At 71.2% G+C, this 16,580-nt stretch carries 8 protein-coding genes; 3 read left to right on the plus strand and 5 right to left on the minus strand.

Annotated elements, in window-relative coordinates; genetic code table 11:
* Positions 1–106: 106 nt before the first annotated feature.
* Together ACYU96_RS17595 and dnaB are read right to left on the minus strand one after the other, a co-directional pair.
* A complete protein-coding gene (locus ACYU96_RS17595; protein ID WP_460756441.1) occupies positions 107–1,294 on the minus strand; it encodes an AI-2E family transporter in 1,188 nt (395 codons plus the stop codon).
* 213 nt (positions 1,295–1,507) lie between these two features.
* On the minus strand, positions 1,508–2,866 hold the full coding sequence (gene dnaB, locus ACYU96_RS17600) for a replicative DNA helicase (RefSeq protein ID WP_460756443.1): 1,359 nt from the start codon (positions 2,864–2,866) through the stop codon (positions 1,508–1,510).
* A gap of 437 nt (positions 2,867–3,303) precedes the next feature.
* Here dnaB and ACYU96_RS17605 point away from each other — a divergent pair, with 437 nt between their 5' ends.
* Entirely contained in the window at positions 3,304–4,608 is a 1,305-nt protein-coding gene (locus ACYU96_RS17605) for an MATE family efflux transporter (protein ID WP_460757046.1), read from the plus strand.
* A 13-nt stretch (positions 4,609–4,621) separates the two neighbouring features.
* On the opposite strand, the gene ACYU96_RS17610 is transcribed toward ACYU96_RS17605, so the two are convergent.
* Positions 4,622–5,356, minus strand: coding sequence for a winged helix-turn-helix domain-containing protein (locus ACYU96_RS17610; protein ID WP_460756446.1), 735 nt, complete (start codon positions 5,354–5,356; stop codon positions 4,622–4,624).
* Between the two features lie 481 nt (positions 5,357–5,837).
* On the opposite strand from ACYU96_RS17610, the gene ACYU96_RS17615 reads away from it, so the two are divergent.
* Both ACYU96_RS17615 and ACYU96_RS17620 read left to right on the plus strand, forming a co-directional pair.
* The gene (locus ACYU96_RS17615) at positions 5,838–9,971 is read left to right on the plus strand and encodes a carboxypeptidase regulatory-like domain-containing protein (RefSeq protein WP_460756449.1); all 4,134 of its coding nucleotides are present in this window, start codon (positions 5,838–5,840) and stop codon (positions 9,969–9,971) included.
* A gap of 299 nt (positions 9,972–10,270) precedes the next feature.
* Positions 10,271–14,464, plus strand: a complete 4,194-nt coding sequence (locus ACYU96_RS17620; protein ID WP_460756452.1) for a S8 family serine peptidase — start codon at positions 10,271–10,273, stop codon at positions 14,462–14,464.
* Positions 14,465–14,605: 141 nt separating this feature from the next.
* On the opposite strand, the gene ACYU96_RS17625 is transcribed toward ACYU96_RS17620, so the two are convergent.
* Both ACYU96_RS17625 and ACYU96_RS17630 read right to left on the minus strand, forming a co-directional pair.
* Positions 14,606–15,700 carry an inositol-3-phosphate synthase gene (locus ACYU96_RS17625; protein WP_460756454.1) on the minus strand — a complete coding sequence of 365 codons (1,095 nt, stop codon included), beginning with the start codon at positions 15,698–15,700 and terminating at the stop codon, positions 14,606–14,608.
* Entirely contained in the window at positions 15,697–16,386 is a 690-nt protein-coding gene (locus tag ACYU96_RS17630) for a PadR family transcriptional regulator (RefSeq protein ID WP_460756457.1), read from the minus strand. Before ACYU96_RS17630 ends, ACYU96_RS17625 begins: the two co-directional genes overlap by 4 nt.
* Between the last annotated feature and the right edge of the window lie 194 nt (positions 16,387–16,580).

Genomic DNA, 16,580 nt, shown 5'->3' on the forward strand with positions numbered 1-16,580 from the left:
ACATCTAAACGGTTTGCCGGGGCAGGGCTGAGAAGGCCTCCCCCGACACACGGGCTACGCCGCCCGCCGCCCGTGCGGCGGCGTGCGGTGCGTGCGGCTGCGCGTCTCAGGTGAGTTCGGGGCGCTTCTCGCGGGCGAACCGCGCGGGGAGGTCGGGCCCGTCCCACACCTGGATGGCGCGCCAGAGCGACGCCGCGATCGGCACGGCGAGCACGGCACCGGTGATGCCGACGAGCACCGTCCCCGCCGTCAGGGCGAACAGGATGACCAGCGGGTGCAGGCGCAGGGCCCGGCCCATGACGATCGGCTGGAGGAAGTCGCCCTCGAGCTGGTTCACCGCGACGACGATCGCGACCACGATCAGCGCCTCGATCGGACCGACGGCGACGAGCGTGACCAGGGCCGCGAGAATGCCGGCCAGGGTGGCGCCGACCAGGGGGATGAAGGCGAGCAGGAAGACGAGCACGGACAGCGGGACGACGAGCGGCACGCCGACGATCGCGAGGCCGACCCCGATGCCGACCGCGTCGACGAGCGCCACGATCGCCGTCCCGCGGACGTAGCCGCCGAGCGTGCTGATGGTGGCGGTGCCGACGCGTCGTCCTCGCTCGTACCGGTGTCCGTCGAACGGCCGCAGCAGGAACTCCCACATCACCGGGCCGTCCTTCAGGAAGAAGAAGAGGACGACGATCATGATGAAGAAGCCCGCGACGAAGTCGGCGGTCTGGGAGACGCCCGCGATGGCACCGGAGCCCACGGCGTCGGACTGCAGCAGGGACACGGCGGACTCGCGTACCGACGCGATCTGTTCGTCGGTGATGTTGAAGGGCAGGTTCTGGACGTAGGTCTGCAGGGAGTCGAAGCCGTCGAGGGCTTGGCTCTGCAGCTCGTCCCACTGGTCCACCACGGCCAGCACCACGAGCCACACGATCGCAGACAGCAGCGCGACCAGCGTGAGGAGTGCGATCCAGGTCGCGAGCATCGACGGCAGGCCGCGGCGACGCAGGAACGAGACCAGCGGGTAGATCGCCGCCGCCAGCACGAGTGCGATGAGGACGGGGATCACGACGAGCGTCAGCCGCGTGCCCATGAACCCGAAGACGGCGACGACCGCGACGAGGGCGAGGATCTGCAGCGACCGTGTGCCGATGCGGCCGAAGCCGTCCGCCCACAGCCGAGACGCCCCGTGACCGGCATCCGCCATGTGCTCGGTGCCCGTCGTGTGCTCGGCCGCCGAGGTGTCGTCCACCCTCGGGGCCGCGGTGCGCGGTGCGCGTCGGCCGAAGAGTCCCATGGTCAGTCCTCCTTGTGCTGGCTCCGGCGGGAACCGTACAGGACGACGCTATTCCGGCCCGGCGCTGGTCGCGCGGCGACGGCGGGGTTCCGCCGCCGTGGCGTTCTCGGCACGTGCTGCGCCTGGCATCGACGACGACGACGGGCGAACCCTGGCTCCTCGGTTCGCCCTCGGCCGGATGCTCCTGTCGGTCCCTGCGCCTGCTGTCGGTCCCTACACCTGCATGTCGACGAACCGTTGGTAGTGGCCCTGGAACGCCACCGTGATGACGTCCGTCGGACCGTTGCGGTGCTTGGCCACGATCAGGTCGGCCTCACCGGCGCGCGGGGACTCCTTCTCGTAGGCGTCCTCGCGGTGCAGCAGGATGACGACGTCTGCGTCCTGCTCGATCGATCCACTCTCACGCAGGTCAGACATCTGCGGTTTCTTGTCGCCGCGCTGCTCCGGGCCTCGGTTGAGCTGCGAGATCGCGATGACCGGGACCTCGAGCTCCTTCGCGAGCAGCTTGAGAGCACGGGAGAACTCCGAGACCTCCTGCTGGCGCGACTCGACCCGCTTGCCGGACGACATGAGCTGCAGGTAGTCGATCACGACGAGCTTCAGGTCGTGCCGCTGCTTGAGCCGCCGGCACTTGGCCCGGATCTCCATGAGCGACATGTTCGGTGAGTCGTCGATGAACAGGGGTGCGTCCGAGATCTTGCCCATGGTGGCGGCCAGCTTCTGCCAGTCGCCGTCGTCCATCTTCCCGGACCGCATCCGTGTCAGGGGCACCCGCGCCTCGCTCGCGAGCAGACGCATGGTGATCTCGTTCCGGCTCATCTCCAGCGAGAAGATGACGGCGGCCTTGTTGTGATGGATGGCCGCGTGACCTGCCACGTTGATGCCCAGCACGCTCTTGCCCACGGCGGGGCGGGCCGCGACCACGATCATCTGGCCGGCGTGCAGGCCGTTCGTGAGGCGGTCGAAGTCCGAGTAGCCCGTCGGCACGCCGGTCATGGCGTCTCCACGGCCCTGGGCGGCGTCGATCTCGTCGAACGTGGGCCCGATGATCTCGGACAGCGGCAGGTAGTCCTCGCTCGCCCGGCGCTCGGTCACCGCGTAGACCTCGGCCTGGGCGTTGTTGACGACGTCGTCGACCTCTCCACCGTCCGTCGAGTAGCCCATCTGGACGATGCGCGTGCCGGCCTCCACGAGACGCCGCAGGATCGCGCGCTCACGCACGATCCTCGCGTAGTACCCGGCGTTCGCTGCCGTGGGCACGCTCGCCATGAGGTCGTGCACGTACGGCGCGCCGCCGATGCGTGCCAGCTCGCCGCGCTTGTTCAGCTCCGCGACGACGGTGATGGCGTCCGCCGGCTCGCCCCGCCCGTACAGGTCGATGATCGCGTCGTAGACCTGCTCGTGCGCGGGACGGTAGAAGTCGTTCCCGCGGATCTGCTCGATCACGTCGGCGATGGCGTCCTTCGACAGGAGCATGCCGCCGAGCACGCTCATCTCTGCCGCGACGTCCTGCGGGGGCGTGCGGTCGAGACCGGGCCCGGAGTAGCCTGCCTCGAGCTCGTCGATCGACATCCGGTCCCTCCTTCCTGTGTCTCGACCCGCGCTCCGCGCGGTCGAACCGGCCGCCTTGTGAACATCCCGTTCGGGGCGTTGGCTCCAGTTGTACTCCGGGACCCTGACATGGCGGAGCGACACCCCGCAACGCGACCTGTGGACATACCTGTGGACAAGGGTGTGGAAAAGTGGCCCGGGGCTGTGTACACCGGTGGACAAGCCTGTGGACAACTGTGGACAACCCCTGTGCATAACAGGCGTTTACCGCCTCTGACCTGCAACGACATTACCCCCAGCCTGTGGAGGAAGAAAACTTGGGCGAGTCTCGTCGCGCCACTCCGACACCTGATGACAACACTCCCGATGCCGTGAGTTCAGACACCACGGCTTCCCAGGAGCAACCCGACGAGACGTTATCCACAGGCTCGACCCCGTCTGACGAGCGCCGACGCGGCATCGACCGGGAGATCCTCGCCCTCGCCCTGCCCGCGCTCGGAGCCCTCGTGGCCGAACCGCTGTTCGTCCTCGCGGACTCCGCGATCGTCGGACACCTCGGCACCACCCAGCTCGCCGGGCTGAGCCTCGCGTCGAACGTGCTCCTCACGATCGTCGGCCTGTGCATCTTCCTCGCCTACACCACCACCGCCCAGGTGGCACGACTCAGCGGCGCCGGTCGCGAGCGCGCCGCCCTGCAGGCCGGGATCGACGGGGTCTGGCTCGCGCTCGGCCTCGGCGCGGTCCTCGCCCTCGTCCTGGTCACGGCCGCGGACTGGACCGTCTCTGTCCTCGGTGGCCGCGGCGACGTCGCGCTCCACGCGGTCACCTACCTCCGCTGGGCGGCGCCCGGCCTGGTCGGGATGCTCATGGTGAACGCGGCGACCGGCGTGCTTCGCGGCCTGCGCGACACCCGCACCCCTCTCGTCGTCGCCTCCGTCGGCGCCGTGAGCAACATGGTCCTCAACGTCGTGCTCGTGTACGGGGCGGGCCTGGGGATCGCGGGCTCCGCGCTCGGCACGATGCTCACCCAGTTCGGGATGGCCGCGGCGCTGGGCGTCGTCGTCGTACGCGGCGCCCGTGCCCGCGGCGCGAGCCTGCGACCGCACCGCTACGGCATCCTCGCGGGCGCCCGCGCCGGTCTCCCCCTGGTGATCCGCACCCTCAGCCTCCGGGCGGCGATCCTCCTGACCGTCTACGTCGCGACCGGCCTCGGCGCCGTGGCGCTCGCCGGGCACCAGGTCGTGAGCAGCATGTGGGGTCTGGCCGCCTTCGCGCTCGACGCGCTCGCCATCGCCTCGCAGGCGCTCGTGGGGCACGGTCTCGGGGCGGGTGACGTCGCGCGGGTCCGCGCGGTCCTGCGCCGCTGCCTGCAGTGGGGCGTCGGAGCCGGGGCGGGGATCGGGCTGGTCATGGCGGCCGGCGGCTGGTGGATCGCGCCGCTGTTCTCGTCCGACGACGGCGTCCGGGTAGCCGCCGCGCTCGGCCTCGCCGTCTGCGGGGTGACGATGCCGATGGCCGGCTGGGTGTTCGTGCTCGACGGCGTCCTCATCGGCGCCGGTGACGGCCGCTACCTCGCATGGGCCGGCATGCTGACCCTGGTCGCGTACGGACCGTTCGCCCTCGCGGTGCACGCCTGGGCGCCCGACGGCGCCGCAGGGCTGGCGTGGCTCTGGGCGGCCTTCGCGGGTGTCTTCATGGCGGCCCGGGCGCTGACGACGGGCCTCCGCGCCCGCGGCGACCGCTGGCTGATCACCGGGGCGTGAGCAGAGCGGGTCCTCAGTCCGGGACCCGCAGGCGGTAGCCGACGCCGCGGACCGACGCGACCTCCAGGCCCCGCATGCGGGGCAGCCGGCGGCGGAGCCGCTTGATCGCGGAGGTGACCGCGTCGGCGTCACCGAGGTACCGGGTGCCCCACACGTGCGCGGTCAGCTCGGCGAAGGTCCACACCCGGTCGGCCTGGGACGCGAGGGTGGCGAGCAGGTCGAACTCCTGGGCCGACAGGTGCACCTCCCTGCCCTGCACCTGGACCTCGCGCGCGGCCCGGTCCAGCGTCAGCGGACCGTGCACGATCGGGTCCTGCTGCGCCGGCGGGACGGCGGGGAAGGCGCCGCTCACGGTCGGTATCCCGCCCGTGACGGCCGGGATCTGGTTGGTGGGCGGGCCGCCGGAGGTCTGTGCCGCTCCGCTGAACGATGCCGGCGGGGCCTCCTCGGCGAACGGCTCGGCGTGTGCCGTCGCCGGGTCCTGCCCGTACCGGTCGCGGCGAGGAAAGGCGACCACCCGCCCGGTGTGCACGGGAGCCGGGTACGACCCGGGACCGGGGGACGGCGTCGGGCGGTAGTCGGCCGGCCGGTCCGGCGCGAGCAGGTTGACGGCGCTGTCACCGTCTGGCACGACGAGTACGGCGTGCCGGCCGCCGAGCGCTTCCACCACCTGCGCGACGGCATCGGCGGGAAGTCCGACGCAGACGACGTAGGCGCTGCTGCCGGTGCGAGGTGCGATGCGTGTCACGTTGGCCTCTTTCGAGATGCGGCCGGCGGTTCCGGAGTGCTGACGTTCTCTCGGTGGACGGTCCGACGTCCGCGCGCCGTCGCGCGGTCGCCACACCGTCCGGAGCTGGACGGCGGGATCGGTTCATTCTGCCGTTCCCACTCAACCATGCACCGTCGTCGGGCGTTAATTTCGTGTTTCATTCTGCACGTGGCGGAAAGCCGTCATGACGTATTCACGCCATTTGTGGACTGAGGGGCAAGAATTCACCCGATCCAGCGGGTGAAATTCCGGGTGAAGTCTTGCCCCGGACCTTGACACGGAACCTTGGCCCGGTATTGACCGACTCCTGACCTCGAACCGCCCCCGGCGCGACCCGCACTCGCCGTCGTCCCGTCCTTGTTGGCCTGAGCAGCAGGAACGACCGTGGACCCCGGTCCACAACCGTGGACCTACCTCTGCATTCCGCCACACGGCGGACATGCTGAACCATGGAGGCTCCATGCACCGTCGCAGAATTGCGCGGCGCGCGAGCATTGCCGTCACCGCGGCATTCGCGCTCCTCGCAACTTCAGCGGCAGCCGCTGCCCCGGCAGCGTTTGCCACGGATCTGTCAGCGAGCGACCGGACACCGATCGCCGACGACCCGGAGGAGAAGTTCACCTCTGCTGCGCGCAAGCAGCTGGAATCAGCGAAGACCGCCGCGTTCTGGATCGAGTTCACCGACCGGGCGAGCCTCGACCCGGCCAAGGACATCACCGACTGGACCGAACGCGGCCAGTACGTCGTCGACGCCCTGCAGGAGACCTCCGAGGTCGCCCAGGCCGACGTGATCAAGCAGCTCGACGCCGCGGGCGCCGACTACGAGTCCTACTGGATCAACAACTCGATCTACGTCAGCGACGGCACCCTCGACCTGGCCGACTCGGTCGCGACGAGCACCGCCGTCGAGAGCATCCACGAGCAGTTCGACATGGAGAAGGTCGAGCCGGTCGAGACGAAGCCGGCCGACGAGAAGCTCACGACCGCCGTGGAGTGGGGTCTCACCGAGATCAACGCGCCCGACGCGTGGGCCCTCGGCTACACCGGCGCGGGAATCACCGTGGCCAGCTTCGACACCGGCGTCGACGGGAGCCACCCGGCGCTCGCGGACAAGTACCGCGGCATGGGCGCGGACGGCACTCTGGACAACGACTACAACTGGTTCGACGTGCCCGGCGGCTGTGGCGGCAGCCCGTGCGACACGCAGGGGCACGGCACGCACACCACCGGCACGATGGTGGGCGACGACGGAGCGGGTAACCAGGTCGGCGTCGCACCCGACGCGACCTGGATCGCGGCGAACTGCATCGACAACGCCGGCTGCACGCGCGACGACTATCTCGCCGACGCGCAGTGGTTCCTCGCACCGACCCGCGCGGACGGGAGCGATCCGGACCCGGCGATGCGCCCGCACGTCGTCAACAACTCCTGGGGCATCCCGCCGGGGGCGCCCGATCCGTATGGTTGGATGCGCGACGAGACGCTCGCGTGGGACGCCTCGGGCATCTTCGGCGCGTGGGCCGCGGGCAACGAGGGCCCCGGGTGTGAGACGTCCCGGTTCCCCGGAGAGTACGAGAACACGTACTCCGCGGGCGCCTATGACGTGAATGGCAACATTGCGAGCTTCTCCTCCCGTGGCCCGGGTGAGAACGGCGTGACCACGCCGAACATCGCGGCCCCGGGTGTCGACGTGCGTTCGTCCGTCCCGGGCGGCGGCTACTCGAGCTCCAGCGGTACGTCGATGGCGACCCCCCACCTCGCGGGTGCCGTCGCGCTGCTGTGGAGCGCCGCACCGGCGCTCGTCGGTGACATCGAGGGCACCAAGGAGGTCCTGGACCAGACGGCCATCGACACCGAGGACCTGCAGTGCGGTGGCACGGCCGAGGAGAACTACGTCTGGGGCGAGGGCAAGCTCGACATCGCCGCGGCGATCGACGCCGCCCCCACCGCGGGGACCGGCACCGTCGAGGGTGTCGTCACCGACGAGGCGGAGGAGCCGATCGCCGGTGCCTCCGTGCTGGTGGACGGCGAGCGCGACCGCACCGTCACCACCGGCGCGGACGGGGCCTTCTCGGCGACCGTGCTCTCGGGCGACTACGACGTGTCGGCGTCTGCCTTCGGCTACCTGACCTCGACCCCGGAGCCGGTCACGGTCGGTGAGGACGAGTCCGTCAGCGTCTCGATCGCGCTGGAGGCCGCTCCGACCCACACGGTGTCGGGCGCGGTGGCGTTCGACGACGGCAGCCCGGTGGCGGGTGCGCCGGTCAGCCTGGGCAGCAACTTCGAGGACGTCACGACGGACGAGGACGGTTCGTTCGCCTTCGCCGACGTGCCGGAGGGCACCTACCCGCTCTCGGTCGTGATGGGCGGCTGCGCGTCGTCCTTCGCGGAGGACGTCGTCGTCGACGGCGACGTGGACGTGCCGGTGACCATCGAGGCGCTGGTCGACGACGCCGGGTACTCCTGCACGGTGTCGACCGGCGACTACCTGACCGGCGACACCGACACGGGTCTGTCCGGCGACGACAGCTCGACGACGGTCTCGCTGCCGTTCGACTTCACCTACTACGGCGAGTCGTACGACACGGCCTACGTGACCACCAACGGCCACGTGAACTTCCTGGCCGCGAGCAGCGTGTACGCGAACACCTCCATCCCGGCGGCGTCGGTGCCCAACGCGGCGGTCTACCCGTTCTGGGACGACCTCTACTTCGTCTCGGGCGAGTCGGGGCTCTACGAGGGCACCACCGCGGTGGACGGCACGGACGCGTACGTCCTCGAGTTCCGGGACGTCGCGCTCTACAGCGACCGGGACGCCCGTCTCGACTTCTCGGTCACCCTGCTCGCGAACGGCGACGTCGTCCTCGGGTACGGCGAGCTCGACGGCACCGGTGACACCGCCGCCGGCTCCTCGGCGTCCGTGGGCATCGAGAACGCGGACGGCACCGTCGGCCTCGAGTACTCGTACAACACCGCCGCCCTGTCCGAGGGGCTGTCCATCACGTACGACGCTCCGCCGCTGGCGACGCTGTCGGGCATCGTGAAGGACTTCAACACCAAGGACCCGGTCGCCGGCGCCACGGTCAGCATGACCGGCACCGGGGACACCGTCGAGACGGTCACCACCGGTGACGACGGCCGGTACCGGGTCGTCACGGCGCTGGGGCGGTACGACCTCGAGTTCTCCGCCGCGGACTACGAGCCCGTGTCCAAGCGGGTCACCATGGCGGAGGACGGCGGGACGTCCACGCGGAACGCCCAGCTCAAGGCGGCTCTGCTCACCGTGAACAAGGAAGGGGTGTCCGTCGAGAAGCGGCTCGGCGGAAGCGCGGCGACCCGGGGATTCATGGTCACCAACGAGGGCTCGGCGCCGGCCGACGTGTCGGTCGGCACCGGCGGCGGTGACTTCGACATGCTCGGCCTGGGCAAGGACTTCTCGGGCGGCGTGATCAACCACGTCGAGGGTGAGGCGACCGAGATCGGGTCCGTGGCACCGTCCTCCGGCCTCGGGAACTTCCAGGGACACCAGGCCGATGGTGCGCTGAGCACCTCGTCGCTCGCCGCGGACGCCTCGGCGTTCCCGGCGGTCTCGCTCCCGCAGGCGGAGACGACGATCACCCACTCGGCGTCGCAGGAGGTCGTCGCGCTCAACTCGGCGTCCTGCGGCAACGCGTTCGGGACGTCCGAGAACAGCTTCCTGCGGACCTTCACGCTGAGCGACTTCGGGATCGACGGGTCGTTCGCCGTGTCCGAGGTGTCGTTCGGGGTCGAGCAGGCGACGGCCCAGACGCTGACGGTCAACCTCTACGAGCTCGTGGGCGACGAGCTCGTCTACGCGAACCTGGAGCAGCTCGGCTCTGCCGACGCCGACATCGCGGCCCAGACGCTGTCCATGGTCAGCGTCCCGGTCGAGGGTGAAATCACCGGCGGCACCCTGGTCGTCGAGGTGATCACGCCCGACCAGCGGGACTCGGGCGGCCTGTTCTACATCGGGTCGAACGGGGGCGGGCAGACCGCACCGTCGTACCTCAAGGCGGACGACTGCGGCATCGCCGAGCCGGCCGCGACCGACTCGATCGGCTGGCCGGACATGCACGTCGTGATGAACGTGTCCGGCAGCACGGGTGCCGGCGGTGGCGACGACGGAGCGGCCTGGCTCTCCGCGCAGCCGGGCTCGGTCGTGCTCGACCCGGGTGAGTCGGCGCGGGTGGTGGCGACCATCGATCCGCGTGCCGTCGACCAGCCGGGCACCTACGCCGCCGACGTGGTGGTGGGGGCCGACACGCCCTATGTCGAGCCGTCCGTCACGGCGACCCTGGTGGCGAACCCGCCGGGTAGCTGGGGCAAGGTGGCCGGCACGGTCTCCGGCAGCGGTGGTGCGCCGCTCGACGGCGCCACCGTGCACATCGACGGTCTCGAGAAGGACGTCACCCTCGTCACCGGCGCGAACGGTGCCTACGAGTACTGGATGGGCGTGTCCAACAACTCGCTCGCCATGATCGTCGCCAAGGACGGGTACGTCCCGCAGACGAAGACCGGCACGATCGTCCGCGGCCAGACGGCCGTGTACGACTTCACGCTCACCGCGCTGTAACGACCGCGGGGGACGTGCCGGGGCGGCCCGGCCGTGCGCAACCAGCGCGCGGCCGGGCCGCCGTCGTGCGCGGGGGCGCCGGCCGGGACGTGGCCGGCGGGGACGTCCCGACATGGCCGGCAGAAGACCGGGATATGCCGCATCTTGGACATAGCATCGTAGATTAACCGTGTAGGTCTTTCGGTGAGATCACGTACTTTCCTTGCCGAGTTCGCTGCGGCTGGTAACTGTGTGACATGACCGCTGCTCGACGCGCACCCGACGCGCCCGTCACACGGGCGCTCCACGCAGGAGGCTCCATGCGACACCGCACCATGCCTGGAAGGAGAGCCGCCGCCGCGATCGCGACAGCGCTATCCCTCATGGTCGCCACGGCGGCGAGTGCCGCACCGGCGCTCGCCGCGACCCCGGCGGACAGGTCGGACACCAGCATCCGCACCGCCGACGACCCGCCCGGCTCCCCGACCGCCGCCGGGACGGACGCGGGGGCGGCTGCCGAGGCGAAGGTCAGCGACACCCTCCGCACGCGGCTCGAGGCCAAGCGGTCCGACGACTTCTGGGTCCGCTTCACCCACAGCGCGGACCTCGACGCCGCGCCGGGCATCGCCGACTGGGACGAGCGCGGCCGGTACGTCTACGACGCGCTGACGAGCACCGCCGAGGAGTCGCAGGCCGCCGTCGTCGACGAGCTGGAGGCGGCGGGCGCCGACTTCGAGCCGCACTGGATCAGCAACGCGATCCACGTGACCGGCGGCTCGCTGCGCCTGGCCGAGAGCCTCGCGGCCGATCCCGCCGTCGCGCGGGTCCACGAGCCGGTGGCGGTCGAGCCGGTCGAGCCCGTCGAGCGGGCCTCCGGAGGCGAGGTCGGCACCCGGGCCGTCGAGTGGGGTGTCGAGGCGGTCAACGCCCCGGCCGTCTGGGACCTCGGGTTCACCGGTGAGGGCATCACGGTCTCGACCGTCGACTCCGGCGCCGAGCTGAGCCACCCCGCCCTCGAGTCCCACTACCGCGGGACGCGCGAGGGTGGCGTCGACCACGACTACAACTGGTTCGACGCCTCCGGGTCCTGCGACGGCGAGCCGTGCGACAACGCCGGGCACGGCACGCACGTGACGGGCACGATGGTGGGCGACGACGGTGGCGGGAACCAGACCGGCGTCGCGCCGGGCGCGGAGTGGATCGCCGCCAACGGCTGCGACTCCTGCTCGGACGCCGACCTGATCGCCTCCGCGGAGTGGATCCTGGCTCCGACCCGGGCCGACGGCAGCGCCCCGAACCCGGCGATGCGGCCGCACGTCGTCAACAACTCCTGGGGGTCCCAGATCCCGGGAGACGTCAACGACTTCTTCGCCGACCAGGTCGCGGCCTGGGAGGCCGCGGGGATCTTCGGCGTCTGGGCGGCGGGCAACGCCGGCGAGGCCGGCTGCGGGTCGACGTCGTCCCCCGGGGCCAACGTCGCCACGTACGCGGTGGGCGCGACGAACGCCGACGGGGAGGTCGCCGAGTTCTCGTCGCGCGGCCCCGGTGAGGACGGGCTGACGCAGCCCAACGTCGCCGCGCCGGGCGAGGACGTGCGTTCGTCCGTGCCGGGTGGCGACTACGAGCTGTTCTCGGGGACGTCGATGGCCGCTCCGCACGTCACGGCCGCCGTCGCGCTGCTCTGGTCGGCGGCGCCGAGCCTGATCGGCGACATCGACGGCACGCGGGACCTGCTGAACGCGTCCGCCGTCGACCACGCCTCCGACGAGTGCGGCGGCACGCCGGAGAACAACAACGTGTACGGCGAGGGCGATCTCGACGTGCTCGCCCTGGTCGAGGCCGCGGGCGTCGAGGAGGCCGGCGACCTCGCCGGCACGGTGACCGACGCCGGCGGCGAGCCGGTGCAGGGCGCCACCGTGACGGTCGGTGACCGGTCCACCGGGACCGACGCGCACGGCGCCTACAGCATGCTGCTGCCCGTCGGCTCGTACGACGTCGTCGTGGAGGCGTTCGGGTTCCTCGCCGGGTCCACCGAGGGCGTCGAGGTCTTCGACGACGAGACCACCACGAACGACGTCGTGCTGGAGCGGGCACCCACCACCGAGCTGTCCGGCACCGTCACCGACGGGTCGGGGCACGGCTGGCCGCTCGGCGCGAAGCTGACCATCGACGGCGCTCCCTCGGACGTGGCGGCCTGGTCCGACCCGTTCACGGGCGAGTACTCGTTCGAGGTCCCGGCGAACAGCACCCACACCGTGGTCGTCGCGCCCGAGGCAGACGGCTACCGGACGGTGCGCGAGGACGTCGAGACCGGCGGGGACGGCGTCGTGCACGACGCCGCGGTGCCCGTCGCGGACGCCTGCGTCGCACCGGGCTACGAGTTCGGCGGCGCCGACGTCCCCGTCGAGGAGTTCGGGTCGGGCGACGTGCCCGAGGGCTGGGCCGTCGAGGACCTCGCCGGGACCGGCGAGGTGTGGACGTTCGACGACGCCTTCGAGGTCGGCAACCAGACCGGCGGCGACGGGCTGTTCGCCGAGGTGAACAGCGACGGCTACGGACCCGACGGCACCCAGGACACCACGCTGACCAGCGCGCCCCTGGACTTCACGGCCGTGGCCGCCCCGTCGCTCCGCTTCGAGCAGGCCTTCGAGGCGATCGGCGACTTCGCCGACGTCGACCTGTCCGTCGACGGCGGCGAGACGTGGGAGACGGTGCTGCACCAGACCGCGTCGGCGCAGGGGACGAAGCTCGTCGCCCTGCCGGATGCCGGCGGCAGGAGCGACGTCCGCGTCCGGTTCCACTACGGGGACGGCGCCTGGGCGTTCTGGTGGCAGATCGACGACGTCGGCTTCGGCACCTGCGCGCCCGTGGACGGCGGGCTCGTCGCGGGCCAGGTCGTCGACGGCAACACCGGTGACGGCGTGGTCGGCGCGAGCGTGTCCGACGCGGAGGCCCCGGACGACGGCGTGCAGACCGTCGACCCGCCTGGCCCGCACACCGGCCCGGGCTACTACTCGCTGTTCGTGCCCGCCGGGGACCGCACGGTCGTGGTGGCGGACGACGGGTACGTCTCGGACGAGTCGTCCGTCGCCGTGGCCGCGGACGCGGTGACGCGGCACGACGTCGAGCTCGCCGCGCCGATGCTCGCCGTGTCACCGGTCGGCGTGTCCGACGAGACGGAGCTGGGAGGCGCCGGTTCGGGCCGGTTCACCGTGACGAACGAGGGCACGGCGGCCACCGACGTCGAGGTGTTTCCGGGGTCGTCCGACTTCGAGATCCTGGCGGACCGGTCGCTCCGTGGTGCGGCGGACGGCTCGCAGGCTGATGCGGCGGGCGCTGCGCCGGGTGGCTCCTCGGGCGCCGTGATCGAGGGCGTCCAGGGTTCGGCGACCGAGGTCGCCACGGCGGCCGGCACGGCGTCGTCGGACACGGACGCTTCCGCGGCCAGGGTGTCGTCGGACGGCGCCTTCGAGCGGGACGGCGACCGGCCGGGCACGGCGGTCACGCCGGTCCCGCCGACGTCGCTCCTGGCGGGCGACGGCGGCACCACGATCACGCACTCCGCCTCGCAGGAGATCGTGCCCGACAACTCGGCCGCGTGCGTCGGGTCCGCGACGCAGGTGCTGCGGACGTTCACGCTGGAGGACTTCGACATCGGCGGCGAGCTCGCGGTGACGAACGTGTCGTTCGGCGTCGAGTCCTCCGACGCGGGGGCCGACGTCACGGTCAACCTCTACACGCTGGACGGTGCGCTCCGGTACGAGAACATGACCGAGATCGGCTCGGCCACCGAGACGCTCGACGGTCAGGCGCTCGCGCTGGTGGACGTGCCCGTGGAAGGAACGGCGCCCGCGGGCAGCACGCTCGTGGCCGAGATCACCGTGCCGGACGGGCCGGTCTTCTTCGTCGGGTCGAACGCGGAGGGGGAGACGGCGCCGACCTATGTCGCGAGCGAGGCGTGCGGCAACACCGAGCCGGTCGAGGTCGCGGACGCCGGCTTCCCGGACATGCACGCGGTCATCAACGTGACCGGTACGACCGAGGTCGACGTGCCGTGGCTCGACCTGCAGCCGCCGGCGTTCGCGCTGGAGCCGGGCGAGTCGGCGACGGTGCAGGTCGGCATGGACAGCCGCCAGGTCGACCAGCCGGGCACGTACACGTCCGACGTCGTCGCGAACGGTGCGACGCCCTACCGGGCGCCGCGCGTGGCGGTCTCGATGTCGGTGACTCCGCCGAGCACCTGGGGGAAGATCGCCGGCACCGTCTCGGGCACGGCGTGCGACGGCGAGACGCGGCCGCTCGAGGGCGCGTTCGTCACGATCGACGGGACGGAGCACGACGTGACGCTCGTGACCGGGCCGGCCGGCGGCTACGCGCGCTGGATGGGGGTGTCGAACAACCGGCTGACGCTGCTCAGCTCGGCGAACGGCTACCCGCCGGTGGCCCAGGACGCCCGCATCCTCAAGGGCCGGACGGTGGTCCACGACATCGCCCTGACGGAGTTCTGCGACTGACGCCGCGACGGCCGGCCGGCCCCGACCGCTCCGCGACGGCCGGCCGGCACCGTGGTCGGTCTTTCTGTGAGTGATCGGCAGATCAATCTGCCGATCACTCACAGAAAGACCGACCGTACGGAGCCGGCGGGGCTCAGCGGGTCAGTGAACCTCGTCGCCGCGGATCCACGCCTCCAGGCGGGCGCGGCCCTCCGTGTCCTCCAGCTGCTCCGGCGGGGACTTCATGAAGTACGTCGACGCCGCGTGGATCGGGCCGCCGGCCTTCCGGTCGAGCGCGATCTTCGCGCAGCGCACCGCGTCGATGATGATGCCCGCCGAGTTCGGCGAGTCCCACACCTCGAGCTTGTACTCCAGGTTCAGCGGCACCTCGCCGAACGCGCGGCCCTCCAGGCGCACGTACGCCCACTTGCGGTCGTCGAGCCAGGCGATGTAGTCCGACGGGCCGATGTGCACGTTGCGGTCGTCCTTCACGCCGGCGAGCGGCCCGTCGGACAGGTTCGACGTGACGGCCTGCGTCTTGGAGACCTTCTTCGACTCCAGCCGCTCGCGCTGCAGCATGTTCTTGAAGTCCATGTTGCCGCCCACGTTGAGCTGGTACGTCCGGTCCAGGACGACGCCGCGGTCCTCGAACAGCTTCGCCAGGACGCGGTGCGTGATGGTGGCACCCACCTGCGACTTGATGTCGTCGCCCACGATCGGCACGCCCGCGGCCTCGAACTTCGCGGCCCACTCCGGGTCGGAGGCGATGAAGACCGGCAGCGCGTTCACGAACGCGACCCCGGCGTCGAGGGCGCACTGCGCGTAGAACTTGTCGGCCTCCTCGGAACCCACCGGCAGGTAGGACACCAGGACGTCCACCTCGGCCTCGCGGAGCGCGGCGACGACGTCCACCGGCTCGCCGTCGGCCTCGTCGATGGTCGCCTGGTAGTAGGTGCCGAGACCGTCCAGGGTCGGGCCGCGCTGCACGGTGACTCCGAGCGGCGGCACGTCGGTGATCTTGATCGTGTTGTTCTCCGACGCGGTGATCGCCTCGGCGAGATCGAAGCCCACCTTCTTCGCGTCGACGTCGAACGCCGCCACGAACTCGAGGTCCCGCACGTGATAGTCGCCCAGCCGGACGTGCATGAGGCCGGGGACCTTGTCCCGCGGGTCGGCGTCCCGGTAGTAGTGCACGCCCTGGATCAGGGACGATGCACAGTTCCCTACGCCGACGACCGCGACGCGGATGGAAGTCATCCTCGCTCCTTACTCTGAGGTTGTTCCCTGGGGTCCTGGTGGTGGGCGCCGGCGACGTCGACACGGCCGCGTTCGGCACGGATCAGCCGGTCGATCCAGTCGACCTCGCGCTCCACCTTCTCCTGGCCGAAACGCTGGAGCTCGCGTGTGTATTCGTCGGCACGGCTCCGGGCGCGGGCCGATGCGTCCCGCGCGGCCTCCAGCCGTTCGGCGAGGCGGGTGCGGCGTCCCTCGAGGATGCGCAGGCGCGTCTCGGCGTCGGTCTGCCCGAACAGCGAGAACCGCACGTCGAAGTTCTCGTCCTCCCAGGTGGCGGGCCCCGCGCTGGTCAGGACGCCGTGCAGGTGCTCCTTGCCGTCGCCGGTGAGCTCGTAGACGATGCGGCCGCGGCGGCCGAGCTTCGCCGGCCGCGCCGCTGCCGCACGGCTCGTCCTCGCCGGCCGGGCCTGCCGGGCCCTCGCGTCCGAAGGGTCCGTGTCCGACGGCGGTCGCTGGTCGCCGTGCGCCGCGACGATCAGTCCGCGCGCCGCGAGCCGCTGCAGGGCCGGGTACAGGCTCCCGTAGGACAGGGCGCGGAACGGGCCGAGCGCCAGGCTGAGGCGTTTGCGCAGCTCGTAGCCGTGCAACGGGGCCTCGTTGAGGAGGCCGAGCACTGCCGTCTCGAGCACTTCCGTGCGGCTGCGCATGCCTCGATCCCTCCCGTCACGCATGGTTCATCTGCTGTTGGTGGCGTTCGACCTATCGAGTCGATACATCGCGAGGATAGGCGCGCGGCGTCGCCGGTCGCAACGGGAGGTCGAGCTCGGGTCACTTGTGATGGGCGCGTGAAGGCGTGGGATCAGGACTGCGCGTGTGGTGGGGGAACTGCGGGGCTCCCCGT

The organism is Myceligenerans cantabricum, assembly GCF_054777735.1.

Excerpts from the sequence above, each read along its gene's own strand:
- ACYU96_RS17595 (WP_460756441.1), bottom strand. The coding sequence starts at position 1,294 with ATGGGACTCTTCGGCCGACGCGCACCGCGCACCGCGGCCCCGAGGGTG.
- dnaB (WP_460756443.1), bottom strand. The coding sequence starts at position 2,866 with ATGTCGATCGACGAGCTCGAGGCAGGCTACTCCGGGCCCGGTCTCGAC.
- ACYU96_RS17615 (WP_460756449.1), top strand. The coding sequence starts at position 5,838 with ATGCACCGTCGCAGAATTGCGCGGCGCGCGAGCATTGCCGTCACCGCG.
- ACYU96_RS17620 (WP_460756452.1), top strand. The coding sequence starts at position 10,271 with ATGCGACACCGCACCATGCCTGGAAGGAGAGCCGCCGCCGCGATCGCG.
- ACYU96_RS17625 (WP_460756454.1), bottom strand. The coding sequence starts at position 15,700 with ATGACTTCCATCCGCGTCGCGGTCGTCGGCGTAGGGAACTGTGCATCG.
- ACYU96_RS17630 (WP_460756457.1), bottom strand. The coding sequence starts at position 16,386 with ATGCGCAGCCGCACGGAAGTGCTCGAGACGGCAGTGCTCGGCCTCCTC.